This is a genomic window from Klebsiella sp. S69 (assembly GCF_016516145.1).
In the GTDB taxonomy this organism is placed as follows: Bacteria; Pseudomonadota; Gammaproteobacteria; order Enterobacterales; family Enterobacteriaceae; genus Klebsiella; species Klebsiella oxytoca.
Genome location: NZ_JACVUU010000030.1, coordinates 13,778 through 28,675, shown reverse-complemented (window position 1 = coordinate 28,675; position 14,898 = coordinate 13,778). Strand labels below are relative to the sequence as shown.

General features: G+C 55.9%; 14 protein-coding genes. 6 read left to right on the top strand and 8 right to left on the bottom strand.

Features of this window, described 5'->3' with window-relative positions:
* Positions 1-13 precede the first annotated feature (13 nt).
* From IAE27_RS24945 to rhlE, 3 genes are all read left to right on the top strand, one after another.
* Positions 14-859: a transketolase gene (locus IAE27_RS24945; RefSeq protein ID WP_004100471.1), complete on the top strand. Its 846-nt coding sequence runs from the start codon at positions 14-16 to the stop codon at positions 857-859.
* The gene (locus IAE27_RS24940) at positions 859-1,851 is read left to right on the top strand and encodes a transketolase family protein (protein ID WP_004111573.1); all 993 of its coding nucleotides are present in this window, start codon (positions 859-861) and stop codon (positions 1,849-1,851) included. The genes IAE27_RS24945 and IAE27_RS24940 overlap by 1 nt, the downstream gene beginning before the upstream one ends.
* Positions 1,852-2,151: 300 nt before the next feature.
* Positions 2,152-3,516 (top strand): ATP-dependent RNA helicase RhlE, encoded by a 1,365-nt coding sequence (gene rhlE, locus IAE27_RS24935; protein ID WP_016808143.1) that lies wholly within the window; start codon positions 2,152-2,154, stop codon positions 3,514-3,516.
* A 114-nt stretch (positions 3,517-3,630) separates the two neighbouring features.
* On the opposite strand, the gene IAE27_RS24930 is transcribed toward rhlE, so the two are convergent.
* Complete coding sequence (locus IAE27_RS24930; RefSeq protein WP_224226336.1) at positions 3,631-3,741, bottom strand: small membrane protein; 111 nt, start codon at positions 3,739-3,741, stop codon at positions 3,631-3,633.
* Positions 3,742-4,200: 459 nt separating this feature from the next.
* Here IAE27_RS24930 and dinG point away from each other — a divergent pair, with 459 nt between their 5' ends.
* Both dinG and ybiB read left to right on the top strand, forming a co-directional pair.
* Positions 4,201-6,345, top strand: a complete 2,145-nt coding sequence (gene dinG, locus IAE27_RS24925; RefSeq protein WP_023320613.1) for an ATP-dependent DNA helicase DinG — start codon at positions 4,201-4,203, stop codon at positions 6,343-6,345.
* Between the two features lie 42 nt (positions 6,346-6,387).
* Positions 6,388-7,356 (top strand): DNA-binding protein YbiB, encoded by a 969-nt coding sequence (ybiB, locus tag IAE27_RS24920; protein ID WP_004100479.1) that lies wholly within the window; start codon positions 6,388-6,390, stop codon positions 7,354-7,356.
* A gap of 131 nt (positions 7,357-7,487) precedes the next feature.
* Here ybiB and ybiJ read toward each other — a convergent pair whose 3' ends face one another.
* From ybiJ to IAE27_RS24905, 3 genes are all read right to left on the bottom strand, one after another.
* On the bottom strand, positions 7,488-7,748 hold the full coding sequence (ybiJ, locus tag IAE27_RS24915) for a DUF1471 family protein YbiJ (protein WP_004100481.1): 261 nt from the start codon (positions 7,746-7,748) through the stop codon (positions 7,488-7,490).
* A gap of 285 nt (positions 7,749-8,033) precedes the next feature.
* The gene (locus IAE27_RS24910; protein ID WP_004100483.1) at positions 8,034-8,300 is read right to left on the bottom strand and encodes a DksA/TraR family C4-type zinc finger protein; all 267 of its coding nucleotides are present in this window, start codon (positions 8,298-8,300) and stop codon (positions 8,034-8,036) included.
* A gap of 245 nt (positions 8,301-8,545) precedes the next feature.
* Positions 8,546-9,160, bottom strand: coding sequence for a flavin reductase family protein (locus IAE27_RS24905; RefSeq protein ID WP_004100485.1), 615 nt, complete (start codon positions 9,158-9,160; stop codon positions 8,546-8,548).
* Between the two features lie 96 nt (positions 9,161-9,256).
* Between IAE27_RS24905 and rlmF the strand changes: the two genes are divergently transcribed.
* Positions 9,257-10,171 carry a 23S rRNA (adenine(1618)-N(6))-methyltransferase RlmF gene (rlmF, locus tag IAE27_RS24900; RefSeq protein WP_053064723.1) on the top strand — a complete coding sequence of 305 codons (915 nt, stop codon included), beginning with the start codon at positions 9,257-9,259 and terminating at the stop codon, positions 10,169-10,171.
* On the opposite strand, the gene ybiO is transcribed toward rlmF, so the two are convergent.
* The 4 genes from ybiO to glnH all read right to left on the bottom strand — a co-directional run bounded on the left by ybiO (position 10,166) and on the right by glnH (position 14,745).
* Positions 10,166-12,376 (bottom strand): mechanosensitive channel protein, encoded by a 2,211-nt coding sequence (gene ybiO / locus IAE27_RS24895; protein WP_064345104.1) that lies wholly within the window; start codon positions 12,374-12,376, stop codon positions 10,166-10,168. The genes rlmF and ybiO overlap by 6 nt on opposite strands.
* A gap of 110 nt (positions 12,377-12,486) precedes the next feature.
* On the bottom strand, positions 12,487-13,209 hold the full coding sequence (glnQ, locus tag IAE27_RS24890; RefSeq protein WP_004111590.1) for a glutamine ABC transporter ATP-binding protein GlnQ: 723 nt from the start codon (positions 13,207-13,209) through the stop codon (positions 12,487-12,489).
* A complete protein-coding gene (glnP, locus tag IAE27_RS24885) occupies positions 13,206-13,865 on the bottom strand; it encodes a glutamine ABC transporter permease GlnP (protein WP_108704043.1) in 660 nt (219 codons plus the stop codon). Before glnP ends, glnQ begins: the two co-directional genes overlap by 4 nt.
* 133 nt (positions 13,866-13,998) lie before the next feature.
* Positions 13,999-14,745 (bottom strand): glutamine ABC transporter substrate-binding protein GlnH, encoded by a 747-nt coding sequence (gene glnH, locus IAE27_RS24880; RefSeq protein WP_004100491.1) that lies wholly within the window; start codon positions 14,743-14,745, stop codon positions 13,999-14,001.
* Positions 14,746-14,898 lie beyond the last annotated feature (153 nt).

The window sequence follows — 14,898 nt, the reverse complement described above, 5'->3', positions numbered from 1 at the left end:
GCGAGGCAAGCAGATGAAGATCACCGAAGCACAAAAAGTCGCCGCGGCGGCGTGGCGGATTCGCCGCTATGCCCTGCGCATGGGGGAGGTTCAGGGTCAGGGCTATATCGGCCAGGCATTAGGCTATGCGGATGTGCTGGCCACCGCGTTCAGCCACGCGATGACCTACCGTCCGCAAGAGCCGCAGTGGGAAGGACGCGACCGCTTCCTGCTCTCTCACGGCCATTACGCCATCGCCTACTATGCGGCGCTGCTGGAGGCGGGAATTATCCCGGAAGAGGAGCTGGAAACCTACGGTTCTGACGACAGCCGCCTGCCGATGTCGGGAATGGCGACCTACACCCCGGGGATGGAGATGTCCGGCGGCTCGCTGGGGCAGGGGCTCTCTATTGCCGTCGGGATGGCGCTGGGGCTGCGGCAAAAAGGGAGCGCATCCTGGGTCTACAACTCCATGTCGGATGGGGAGCTGGATGAAGGTTCCACCTGGGAAGCGGCGATGTCGGCGGCGCATTACGGCCTGACTAACCTGATCAACATCGTTGACGTGAATAAACAGCAGGCGGACGGCGATTCGCGCAAAATTCTCGGCTTTGAGCCGCTGCATGAAAAATGGGCCGCCTTCGGCTGGTACGTGCAGCGCGTCGACGGTAACGATCTGGCGGCGGTGATGGCCGCCTTTGATAACGCGAAAAATCATGCGGGCAACCAGCCGCGGGTCATCTTATGCGACACGTTGATGGGTAAAGGGGTCCCGTTCCTCGAAACCCGGGATAAAAACCATTTTATTCGCGTCGATGCCGATGAGTGGCAAAAAGCGATTGCGGTGCTGGACGCCAACAAACCGGAAGGAGTGCTGTAATGAGCCAGAGTAAACCACGTTTAAAAACGTCCGCGATGATCGCTTCTATTGCTGACGAAGGTCAGGCGACGATTCCGGCACCGTTTGGCGTTGCGCTCTCGAAGCTGGCGGCGCAGCGACCGGAAATCGTTGGTATGACCGCGGACCTGTCAAAGTACACCGATCTGCACATTTTCGCGCAGGCTTTCCCGGATCGCTTTTTCCAGATGGGAATGGCGGAACAGCTGCTGATGGGGGCGGCGGGAGGAATGGCGAAAGAGGGATTCATTCCCTTCGCCACCACCTATGCCGCTTTTGCTACCCGCCGCGCCTATGATTTTATTCATCAGGTCATTGCCGAGGAGCATCTCAACGTGAAGATCTGCGCGGCGCTCCCGGGCCTGACCACCGGCTACGGGCCGAGCCATCAGGCAACGGAAGATCTGGCGATTATGCGCGGCATTCCCGGCATGGTTATCGTCGACCCATGCGATGCGCTGGAGATAGAGCAGGCGGTACCGGCGATTGCCGACCATAACGGTCCGGTATATATGCGCCTGCTGCGCGGTAAGGTGCCGCTGGTGCTGGATAAGTACGACTATCAGTTTGAGCTGGGCAAGGCGAAGCTGCTTGAAGATGGCAACGATGTGCTGATTATCTCTTCCGGGCTGATGACCATGCGCGCCCTCGAGGCGGTCGAAAAGCTGCGGGCCGATAATATCAGCGCAGCCGTACTGCACGTGCCAACGATCAAACCGCTTGATGAAGAAACGATCATTGCACAGGCCTCGAAGCCCGGTCGCCTGGTGGTTACTGCCGAGAACCATACTTCGGTTGGCGGACTGGGGGAGGCGGTTGCCGCGTTGCTGATGCGCAAAGGCGTGCGCTGCGAGCTGGATACCATTGGCTTGCCTGACGAATTCCTGCTGGCCGGCGCGCTGCCGACTCTGCACGATCGCTACGGCATTTCCACCGCGAGGATGGTCGAAAAAATTAAGTATCGCCTGCGTTAATTGCTTTCGCCGCCGCGTCCTGCGGCGGCGCTTCTCTGCTTTTGTTCGCGGTTTCCCTGTCGAGGCATTAAACGTGCTATTTCGGGGACGCCTGGCGCGAAGCGCCATCGCCGCTTCTCATCGACAGAACGGGGAGCTGTCGTTTGTGAGACAGAGGATTCTTTTCGGCAGATTTTATGCGGTTCGTCATAAAATCTGCTAGACTGCGCAACTTCATGGCATTGTGGTTTTTGCCATCTCTTTCGCAATAATCTCCCTGAAAACTACGCCTGTGACGGGCCGGGGCGGTTCGGAGTTGTTATGTCTTTTGATTCCCTTGGCCTGAATCCTGAAATCCTGCGCGCCGTCGCTGAGCAGGGCTACGTAGAGCCAACCCCTATTCAGCAGCAGGCTATCCCGGCAGTATTACAGGGCCGCGATCTGATGGCCAGCGCCCAGACGGGTACCGGCAAAACGGCGGGATTTACGCTGCCGCTGCTTCAGCACCTGATCCAAAAAGAACCCCACGCCAAAGGTCGTCGCCCGGTGCGCGCCCTGATCCTGACCCCGACGCGCGAGCTGGCGGCACAGATTGGCGAGAACGTCCGGGATTACAGCAAATACCTTAACGTTCGTTCGCTGGTGGTTTTCGGCGGCGTAAGCATTAACCCACAGATGATGAAGCTGCGCAGCGGCGTCGATATTCTGGTGGCAACCCCTGGCCGTCTGCTGGACCTTGAGCATCAGAACGCCGTGAGCCTGGACAAAGTCGAAGTGCTGGTGCTGGATGAAGCCGACCGTATGCTGGATATGGGCTTTATTCACGATATTCGCCGGGTGCTGGCGAAGCTGCCGGCAAAGCGGCAGAACCTGCTGTTCTCCGCAACTTTCTCCGACGACATTAAATCACTGGCGGAAAAGCTGCTGCATAACCCGCTGGAAATCGAAGTCGCCCGCCGTAACACCGCTTCTGAGCAGGTGAGCCAGCTGGTACATTTTGTCGATAAAAAGCGCAAGCGCGAGCTGCTGTCGCAGATGATCGGCGAAGGCAACTGGCAGCAGGTTCTGGTCTTTACCCGCACCAAACACGGCGCAAACCACCTGGCGGAACAGCTCAATAAAGACGGCATCCGCAGCGCCGCTATTCACGGCAACAAGAGCCAGGGCGCGCGTACCCGAGCGTTGGCTGATTTTAAATCCGGCGGCATCCGCGTGCTGGTCGCAACCGATATCGCCGCGCGCGGTCTGGATATTGAAGAGTTGCCGCACGTGGTGAACTACGAGCTACCAAACGTGCCGGAAGATTACGTGCACCGTATTGGTCGTACCGGGCGCGCTGCGGCAACGGGCGAAGCGCTGTCGCTGGTCTGCGTAGATGAACATAAGCTGCTGCATGATATCGAACGCTTGCTGAAGAAAGAGATCCCGCGCATCGCCATTGCGGGTTACGAGCCGGATCCGTCGATCAAAGCCGAGCCGATTCAGAACGGTCGCCAGCAGCAGCGCGGCGGCGGTCGTGGCGGTCAGAGCCAGGGCCGGAGCGGCCAGGGACGTGGTGGTCAGGGACAAGGTCGTGCCCAGCAGGCTGCTCCGCGTCGCACCGATGGCGAAGCGCCGAAAGCGCGCACTCAGGACGGTAAGCCTCCTCGCCGTCGCCGCCCGCGCAAACCTGCTGCGGCTGAGTAAAGTTGTTCTGGCTGCGGTGGGGAAATCTACCGCAGCTTGTTCCTTTCAGAACACATCGCGATTAAAATTTAACACTCTCCCGCTAAGTCTGACTTCAATGTTGCCGCTCGCTATTTATCTTTTATGAGATCTTACTTTTGGCAATGAACTATTTTTACGATTTTTGCAATAACTAACAAAGTTATAACCTGCAACTATCAAAAGAATGACAGATACTAATAACATTAAAAAAGCAACCATATATACCCTCAATAATTTACAGACCCTGCGGGTTCATAAAGCAGTATACGGATTAGCGTTTAAGATATAATATATTATGAGTGTAGATATTCTTAATGTATCTGAAATTGAAGGATTAATTTTAATTTCACGGTCTTTTTGACGATATTTTTCGGAATTCGTTTAGATGATTTTAAACATCTTCATGTTTTTTTGAATGCCCATAAAGTTAAATTGATAGCGATTTTGGTGACTGTGCTGGTATTTTGAAAATTATATTCAGCCCGGATAAAATAACGTTATGACACATTATTCATTAAGTGGATGTCGAGCGTTGGTTGTGGCTGCATAAACCGACTTCAGCCTGATTCTGCGAGACCGCTTCCTGTTTGCCGAAAAAGGGATACCTCCCTCCCGGCAAAAATGGCACAATAGTGGCTGTTTATACAGTATTCAGGTTTTCTCATGGCTTTGACCGCAGCGCTGAAAGCGCAAATCGCCGCCTGGTATAAGGCGCTTCAGGAACAAATTCCTGACTTTATTCCCCGGCCTCCGCAGCGGCAGATGATCGCCGATGTGGCGAAGACGCTCGCCGGAGAAGAGGGGCGGCACCTGGCGATTGAAGCGCCGACCGGGGTCGGCAAAACCTTGTCGTATCTGATCCCTGGCATTGCTATTGCCCGCGAAGAGCAAAAAACGCTGGTGGTCAGCACCGCCAACGTTGCGCTGCAGGACCAAATCTACAGTAAAGATCTGCCGCTGCTGCGCAAAATCATCCCCGATCTGCGCTTTACCGCCGCCTTTGGCCGCGGGCGCTACGTCTGCCCGCGTAACCTGGCCGCGCTTGCCAGCACGGAACCGACGCAGCAGGATTTGCTGGCCTTTCTTGATGACGAACTCACGCCTAACAACCAGGCGGAGCAGAAGCTGTGCGCAACGCTGAAAGCGGATCTCGATAGCTACAAATGGGACGGCCTGCGCGATCATACCGACAAAAACGTGGATGATTCTCTGTGGAGCCGCCTGAGCACGGATAAAGCCAGCTGCCTGAATCGAAACTGTCACTATTATCGCGAATGTCCGTTCTTTGTCGCCCGACGGGAAATCCAGGAAGCGGAAGTGGTGGTGGCGAACCATGCGCTGGTGATGGCGGCTATGGAGAGCGAAGCGGTTCTGCCGGAGCCGAAGCATCTACTGCTGGTGCTTGATGAAGGCCACCATCTGCCGGAGGTCGCCCGCGATGCGCTGGAAATGAGCGCTGAAATTACCGCCCCGTGGTATCGCCTGCAGCTGGATTTGTTCACTAAGCTGGTTGCGACCTGCATGGAGCAGTTTCGCCCTAAGACCACGCCGCCGCTGGCGAATCCCGAACGTCTGACTGGACACTGCGAGGAGCTGTTCGAGCTAATCTCCTCGCTGAATAATATTCTCAATCTCTACATGCCGGCCGGCCAGGAGGCGGAGCATCGCTTTCCGATGGGGGAACTGCCGCAGGAAGTCATGGAGATCTGCCAGCGGTTGGCGAAACTCACCGAAACGCTGCGCGGCCTGGCGGAGCTGTTCCTTAACGATCTGGGCGAAAAAACCGGCACGCACGATGTGGTGCGTCTGCACCGGGTTCTGCTGCAGATGAACCGCGCGCTGGGGATGTTTGAAAGCCAAAGTAAACTGTGGCGGCTGGCGTCGCTGGCGCAGTCCTCCGGCGCACCGGTGACTAAATGGGTTACCCGCGATCTGCGCGATGGTCAGATGCATATCTGGTTCCACTGCGTGGGGATCCGCGTCAGCGATCAGCTGGAAAGGCTGCTCTGGCGCAGCGTCCCGCATATCGTCGTTACCTCCGCGACGCTGCGTTCGCTGAACAGCTTCTCTCGCCTGCAGGAGATGAGCGGGCTGAAAGAGAAAGCCGGAGATCGCTTTGTGGCGCTGGATTCGCCCTTCAACCACGTCGAACAGGGTAAAATCGTCATTCCGCAGATGCATTATGAACCGCTTATCGATAACGAAGAGCAGCATATTGCCGAAATGGCCGCCTATTTCCGTGAACAGGTCGAGAGCAAAAAGCATCTCGGCATGCTGGTGCTGTTCGCCAGCGGACGAGCGATGCAGCGTTTTCTCGAGCACGTGACCGATCTGCGCCTGCTGCTGCTGGTTCAGGGCGATAAGCCCCGCTACCGACTGGTGGAGCTGCACCGCAAACGCGTTGAAGGCGGCGAGCGCAGCGTACTGGTTGGGCTGCAATCCTTTGCGGAAGGTCTGGACTTAAAAGGCGAGCTGTTAAGCCAGGTGCATATCCATAAGATAGCTTTCCCGCCGATAGACAGCCCGGTAGTGATCACCGAAGGTGAATGGCTCAAAAGCCTCAACCGCTATCCGTTCGAAGTCCAGAGCCTGCCCAGCGCGTCATTCAACCTGATTCAGCAGGTGGGACGCCTGATCCGCAGCCATAGCTGCTGGGGAGAGGTGGTGATTTATGATAAACGTCTGTTAACCAAAAATTACGGTAAGCGCCTGTTGAACGCATTACCCGTATTTCCGATAGAGCAGCCTGCCGTCCCTGAGGTTATAGTAAAAACGAAAGCAAAACCGACGCGTCGCAAGCGGCGATAGTGGTGCAATGTCGACGATATGAGAAGCTCAGAGGAGCCTGCAATGGACTACAGCAAGATTATTAAAGAAGTCGGGCGCGGAAAGAACCACGCCCGCGACCTGGATGTGGAGACAGCCCGCGCGCTCTACTCGCGGATGCTTAACGGCGAGGTGCCTGAGCTTGAGCTCGGCGGCATTCTTATCGCTCTGCGCATTAAAGGCGAAGGCGAAGCGGAGATGAAGGGATTCTATGAAGCGATGCAGGCGCATACGATTAAGCTGACTCCGCCGGTTGCCAAACCGATGCCCATTGTGATCCCCAGCTATAACGGCGCGCGTAAACAGGCAAACCTGACCCCTCTGCTCGCCGTCCTGTTGCATAAGCTCGGCTTCCCGGTCATCGTCCACGGCGTGAGCCACGATCCGACCCGCGTGGTGACGGAAACGATTTTTGAACTGATGGGTATCCCGGCGACGCTTCACGCGGGTCAGGCCCAGGCGCGATTGGATAGCCATCAGCCGGTTTACGTTCCGGTCGGCGCATTTTGCCCACCGCTGGAAAAACAGCTGGCGATGCGCTGGCGCATGGGCGTGCGCAACAGCGCCCACACGCTGGCCAAGCTGGCGACACCCTTTGCGGAAGAGGCGGCGCTGCGCCTGTCGAGCGTTTCACACCCGGAGTACGTCGGCCGGGTAGCGAAATTCTTTGCCGAAATCGGCGGGCGGGCGCTGCTGATGCACGGTACCGAAGGGGAGGTTTACGCCAACCCGCAGCGCTGTCCGCAGATTAGCCTGATTGATGCATCTGGTATGCGAGTGGTAAATGAACGACAGGATAGCGTAGCCGCGCAGGCACTCGCCCTGCCGGAGTCAAAAGATCCTGAAGTCACCGCCCGCTGGATTGAGCGCTGCATCGTCGGGAGCGCACCGCTACCGCAATCATTGCGAATTCAGTTGGCCTGCTGTCTTGTGGCCACCGGCGCCGTTCCGTCTCTTGAACAGGGCCTGGCAAAGGTGGCTGAGCGCTGGTAACCGTAGCGGCAGGCAAAAAAAAGCCCGTCCAGTGGCGTGGACGGGCAAGGCAAGGTATTAAAGGATCTTACAGGGTTAAAACAGTGGCATTACAGGGTGTGGCTACAGGGAATAGCGGCAAGTAGCGGCGATTATTTGTAGATAACCGCGGTACCGCTAAGTTTGTTGTTGCTGTTAGCTGAGGTAATGCTATAACCGGTCGCGCCGGCAGCCTCTGCTTTTTCAGCCAGTTTAGCTTCCAGTCCATCCAGCGTCGTCGCGCCTTCAGCGGAAACTACACCAATTTTATTCATGCTTTCTGCCTGAGCCGAGGTCACCGGCTGGGCGGCGAATGCGCCAAAAGAGAGAGCGGAAAGGGCGATGGCAGCGGCAGCAAATTTCATGTTTTTCATAGTTAATCTCTCGCAGGTTGTTCTGTTCAGGGGACGATGTTGCGTCGATGTGATAAGTATCACGGTTTTTTACGGGAGATAAAATCGAAGGAAATTAACAGTGTCCATCTAATTTTTTGAATAAGTATTAATTTATTGAATATTAATAAATTATTTTGGCCGGGAAAAGCAAAAGCCGTGAGGATGAAGTTCAGAGGGCTTTAAGGGCACATATTGCCACGCCGCTTGCCAAAAAACGTGCGCGAAAAGATAACGCGATATGCGGTAATGAACGGTAAATATCGGTCAACGAAGCTGGCTATCTTTGGATCCTCTACGATTATATCCTGAAAATGTATTGTTATGTAAATCTTTCTCCTGCTGGCATTTTATGCAGTATTTCACGCCCGCGACCGCGCGCTGACGCGCTTCGGGGATCGGCTCTCCGCATTCTTCACAAAATTTGTTGCTCTCACCCGATGACAGCTCATTTCGCGCCCGTGCAATCGCGTCATTGATAGTGCTATCGATTTGTTCCTGCACCGCGTCGTCATTTGCCCAGCCTGAAGCCATAGTCCACCTCGCTATCTCGTCTTTCTTTAGTATAGGAAATATGGGGGCAAAAAATGACCAGACAAGGAGTCATGTTCACTGCAGAGAAAATCCAGGGTTGACGCAGTGGAGAGAGGGATACTGAAAGGGCGTTTGCGCGCAGGCCTCCGCAGGGGAGGTTAAAGGGATGGTAACAGGCGGATAAAAAGCTGTTTCCCGACCAGCCCGGCGGGGAGCTTGCCGGTCGGGGGAGTCGGAATAAACGTCTAGCGGGCGTCCGGACGCACAAGGTCAAAGCGCAGGCTTTCATCAATGGCGTAATAGGCGCTGGGACCGCCCGCGCGCAGAATCGGCTGAGCTCTGGCGGTCTGGTAAATCCCGTCCTCCAGCAGCGACTCATCAATATGCACTGCCACAACTTCGCCCAGCACCAGCCAGGTATCAACCGCCAGCCCTTCGGCGGTGGTTAACTGGATGCATTGCGACAGGCGACACTCAAAATTGACCGGACTTTCGGCTACCCGGGGGGCGCTGACGAGGCGGCTGGCAGCGGGAGTGAGCCCGGCGCGGACAAATTCATCTTCGTGACGCGGGATACTGGCAGAGGTTTCGTTCATCGCGACCGCCAGGGGGCGGGTGGCGAGGTTCCAGACGAACTCTTTGGTCTCGACGATATTCTGCACGCTATCTTTCCAGCCGCTGCTGGCGAAGCCAATAATCGGCGGCCGATAGTTAAAGCAGTTGAAAAAACTGTACGGCGCAAGATTATGCTGGCCGCTATTATCCACGGAAGCTATCCAGCCGATAGGCCGTGGTCCGATAATCGCGTTAAGCGGGTCGTGCGGCAGCCCGTGTCCTTGCGAAGGTTGGTAGAAGTACATACGACACTCGTGACAAATAAAGAAGATATCCAGACTCACTTATTTACCGCGCCGCCGTCAACGGGTATCTTACGCGGCTGTTCAAAGGAGAATGCCATGAAAGCCCAGAAACCGGGGTTACACCCGCGTAACCGTCACCATCAACGCTACGATCTGCCCGCACTGTGCCAGGCCCATCCTGAGCTGCAGGCCTTCATCACCCTTAATCCGGTGGGTGAGCAGACCATCGACTTTGCTAACCCGCTGGCGGTGAAGGCGCTGAATAAAGCGCTGCTGGCGCATTTTTACGCGGTGAAACACTGGGATATTCCCGACGGCTTTCTCTGCCCGCCGGTGCCGGGCAGGGCTGACTACATCCATCACCTCGCCGATCTGCTGGCGCTAGATAGCGGGACGATCCCGGCCAACGCCAGCATTCTCGATATTGGCGTTGGCGCAAACTGCATCTATCCGCTCATTGGCGTGCACGAGTACGGCTGGCGTTTTACCGGCAGCGAAGTGAACGCCGACGCGTTCGCCAGTGCCCAGGCTATCATCAACGGCAATCCGGGGCTCACTCGCCAGATCCGCCTGCGTCGTCAAAAAGACGCCAACGCGATTCTGACCGGCATTATTCATAAAAATGAGACCTACGATGCGACCCTCTGCAACCCGCCGTTCCATGATTCCGCCGCCAGCGCGCAGGCGGGCGGCGAGCGTAAACGTCGCAACCTGGGACTGGGCGAGGAGAGCGTGCTGAACTTTGGCGGCCAGCAGCAGGAGCTGTGGTGCGAAGGCGGCGAGGTGGCCTTTATTACGCAGATGATTGAAGAGAGCAAGCCGTTTGCTCGTCAGGTTAAATGGTTTACTTCGCTGGTTTCTCGCGGCGACAACCTGCCGCCGCTATATCGCGCGCTGACCGACGTCGGCGCGGTGAAAGTGGTGAAGAAAGAGATGGCCCAGGGGAATAAGCAAAGCCGCTTTATCGCCTGGACCTTTATGGATGAGGCCAAACGTCGCCGCACGCTATAACGTGGGCTCGGCGGGGGCAGGCGGTCCTGCGGGTGCTGGCATCGGCAGAACCTGATAAGTTTGTACCGGCGCCCGCACGCCTGCGAGGTCAAAATGCCTTTTCACCTGCGTATCGAGGGCGAATCTGACCGTCCACTGCTTGAGCGGCAGGGTGGTAAAGGTGACGCGCAGGGTGAAGGCGGTATTGCTTAAGCCTACCACGCCGGTGAAGGATGGCTCGCCAATGATCAGCCCGCGAATCTCTTCCTGCGCCATCACTTCCGCGACCGCATCCTTCAGCGCCTGGTTAGCCTTATCCAGATCTTCATGCCGGTCAACGTCATAGTTGGCCACCACCGAGCCGATACCGCGAACGAAGTTGGCGAAGGTGGTTATCGAAGACCACGGAATAATATGGTAAGCGCCGGTATCCTGACGGACGCCGACGGAGCGAATCGACATGCGCTCCACCGTCCCGGTGAGCGGCCCGATCGTCACCAGGTCGCCGGTATTCATACCGTTCTCGAACTGAATAAAAATGCCGGTAATAATATCTTTGACCAGGGTCTGCGCGCCAAATGAAATTGCCAGGCCCAGCGCGCCCGCGCCAGCCAGCAGCGGGGCGATATTCACCCCCACTTCCGAAAGCAGGATCATGATGGTAATGGTACTGATCACCACCGCCAGTGCGTTGCGAAATAGCGTCAGCAGCGTTCGGGCGCGGGCGCTGGGCAACGGTCGACCGTGAATGTCCGATGCCAGCCGGTTTTCAATCAGGCTGGCGAGCAGCGTCCAGCCAATCGCCGAGAAGAACAGGATCAGCGCGATACGAATCAGCACATCAACCGCTTTTTGCCCGCTGCCGTTATGCATCCACTGCCAGAAATCGAACAGCCCCCATGCGCTGAGCAGCAGCATAATCGCCACGCAGACCGTCAGGATGCGCGCGGCCTTCAGCGATGCGGAGATCCAGCCGTTAAGTCGTTTTTGCAGTTCAGGATAGTTACGCTGGGTTTCCGGCGACAAGGTGATGGTTTTCGCAATCCAGCGCGACAGAATACCGGAGACCAGCGCGGCGGCGCCGACGATGGCCAGGCTGCGTAGGGTCGCGCCCATCATAAATTTCAGGCTGTTACCGGGGTCGAACAGCGAGAAGAAAAACAGCACGATGAAATAGGCGCAGGCCAGCCAGTGCCACACCAGAGCAAAGGCGCGGATAAACAGGCTAAAAAAGGCCAGCGATCGGTCGGCAAGATGGATAAGCCCTTGGGTAATTAACTGCTTATTGTGGAATATCAGATACAGGGCCCAGAGCGTAATGCATAGCATAATGACCACATTGGCCAGCGCCCCGAACTGCACGTTAACCTGGTTGGAGATAATTGGCACCGCAACGATCAGCCCGTAGCCAATCAGGCTGCTGAGCGCGCTGAGGCGCAGATTCCAGTATTTCGCCGCTTCATCGCTAAGGTTAAACGGGCGTAGCTCCGGGATGCGTGGGCAGAAAATCAGCCGCAGAATGGCTTTGAAAAACTCGATCAGCGCAAAGGCATTGAGAAACAGACTTTGCTGGAAGGCGATAGTGGGATTATTACCGTTCAGGCGATCGCTTAATAGCTGGCCAACAAACAGCGTCAGGGCCAGCAGAAGCAGGTCGAAAATAAATGCGCCGGCAATCGTGGCCGGCAGCTGTAGCCAGTTGCTGCGGTCGCGGTTTTTATGTCGTCCCCAGTGCCCCATTTTGCGATACAGCGGCAGGGCAGCCAGGCGTACCAGCCACCAGAATGCAAAGACCAGACCAGCAAGCAGCAGGAAATGCCAGGCGGCGCTGATGAACGATTGCGAATTAAATGGTTTGTGCGGAGAGCCAGTGATGTTGCGCCATAGCTGGGAGAAGCGCGACGAAAGCTGGTCACCATATTCTCGACTGATCTGAGTGACGTTCTCCAGCACCGTCGTTTCGTCTTTAATTTCCGGCGGCGTCAGCGTCGGGGTACTGTCCGGCGGCGGCGTGGCGGCGGCTTTACGCAGCTGATCGATAAGCTCCTGGCGGGCATCGGCGTTTTCAAGCACGTCGGCCAGCGCGCCGTAGGCCGCTTTTTTCTGCGCCAGATCGGGTTCGCTACTGCTGGAGTGGTCCGTTGTGGTTGCCGGAACGCCGGGCAGCGTCGCGGCCCATAGCGGAGCGGTGAAGAGTAAAGCGAGCAGGAACAAAATCCGCGGCACAGGCACCTCCATTGCATCTCAAACCGTTAAGTATAGAAGACGAGATCCGGAGCGCGAGGTTGGGATGATTCTGGAAAGCGGCTCTCCCGCGAAGGGAGAGCCGGGCAGGGTCAGGCGACGTGCTGTAAAAATTCCCGCAGACGCGGGCTCGGCGGGTTGTTGACCAGCACCTGAGGATCGCCATCTTCGGCAATGCGCCCTTTATCGATAAAGATCAGGCGGGAAGCCACTTTTTCGGCGAAGCCGATTTCGTGGGTGACGATGACCATGGTCATGCCTTCTTCAGCCAGATCCTGCATCACTTTCAGTACTTCATGACGCAGTTCGGGATCGAGCGCGGAAGTTGGCTCATCAAAAAGCATCATTTTAGGTTTAACCGCCAGCGCCCGGGCAATAGCTACGCGCTGCTGCTGGCCGCCTGAAAGCTCGGAAGGGTAGTGGTGCGCGCGTTCCGCGAGGCCCACTTTCGCCAGCAGATCCTTCGCCAGTTTTTCCGCCGCCGCTTTATTGGCGCCGCGCACGCGCAGCGGGCCAAACATCACGTTTTCCAGCGCAGTCAGGTGCGGGAACAGATAAAACTGCTGGAACACCATCCCGGCTTCCTGGCGAATCAGCCGCTCATCAACCTTTGGGTCGTTGACCTTCAGACCATCGACGATCAGCTCGCCGCTGGTAATCTCTTCGAGTTTGTTAATACAGCGCAGCAGGGTCGATTTACCGGAGCCGGACGGCCCGATAATCACCACGACTTCACCCTGGTTGATCTTCAGATCGATATCATGCAGCACTTTGGTTGGGCCAAAGTGCTTGGAAACGTTTTTAAATTCAATCACAGGATTTTCATCCTTCTTTCAAGACGACGCAAAACAAAGCTCAGCACCAGGGTGATGATCAGATAGATAACCGCAACGGCGCTCCAGATCTCCAGCGCGCGGAAGTTACCGGCAATAATTTCCTGGCCCTGGCGGGTCAGCTCGGCTACGCCGATGACAATAAACAGCGAGGTGTCTTTAATGCTGATAATCCACTGGTTGCCCAGCGGCGGCAGCATACGGCGCAGCGCCAGCGGCAGGATTACGTAGCGAATAGTTTCGCGACGAGAAAGACCCAGGGCGAGGCCGGCTTCCCGGAAGCCTTTGTGAATCGACAGCACCGCGCCGCGGGTAATTTCCGCAATATAGGCGCCAGAGTTGATCATAATGGTGACTACCGCCGCGGAGAACGGGTCGATACGTAAATCGCTAAAGGCCATCGGCAGAGCGAAGTAGATGAACATGACCTGCACCACAATCGGGGTGCCGCGGATGATTTCAATAAAGACCAGCGCAATGTGGTTGGCAATCCAGCCGCCGAAACAGCGGGCGAAACCGGCTACCAGACCGATTATCAGACCGCCGATCAGGCCGAGGACCGAAATCCACAGCGTCATTTTGGCGCCTTCCAGCAAAATGGGGATGGCGGGCCAGATGGCACTCCAGTCAAACTGCATAATATGTTCCTGTTACCGTGTCGAAAACAGAGGAAATTCCTCTGAGAAAACTATTCAGGCCTGCTGACGGGTAGCCCGGAAAGCTCCAGGTCTACCAGACCACAGCAGGCCTGGAAGAGAGCATCGCTAATTATTATTTAGGTTCAGTACCGAACCATTTTTTATAAATTTCGTTATAAGTGCCGTTTTCACGCAGAGTTTTCAGCGCGCCGTTCACTTTTTCACGCAGCTCGTCGCTACCTTTCGGGAAAGCGATACCGTAGTTTTGCGCTTCCAGCGAGTCGCCTACCGCTTTGAACTTACCGTTACCTGCGGTTTTGATGAAGTAAAGGATGTTTGGCGTATCGTGCAGAACCGCATCGGCGCGCCCGGTACCGAGTTCCATATAGGCATTATCGATGTTCGGGAACTGGCGCAGATCTTTGGTTTTGATATTGGCTTTCGCGTAATCTACCGAACCGGTACCGCCCTTCACGGCAACCACTTTACCGTTCAGGTCTTTGACATCCTTAATTTCGTTATTATTTGCGTTCACCATCACCAGAAGACCGCTTTTGTAGTAGCCGTCAGAGAAGTCGATGGCTTTTTTACGCTCGTCAGTGATAGTGATCCCCGCCAGCGCGAGGTCGATGTTTTTTGTTTGCAGCGCCGGAATAATACCGCTGAAGTCCATTGGCTTCAGGGTGTAGTCAAGCTTCAGCTCTTTTGCGATGGCAGCCCACAGGTCAACGTCGAAACCGACGTACTTATCGCCCTGTTTAAATTCGAACGGAACAAACGCCGTGTCGGTAGCGACAACCAGTTTTTTATCAGCGGCGTGAGAAGAAACCGCAAAAGCCAGGGTCAGTGCAGCCAGTGAAACTTTAAATACAGACTTCATAGCATTTCCTTTTATATCCACGGGACGATCCCCTGCGAGAACGAGTTGCCTTATGAAAAAATCATGCCAGTTTTACAACCTGTTGTTTTATAACAACCAGGATAATTCCTGCTGCACGATTTTGATAAGGGATAACGTTAAGCGCACCGATAT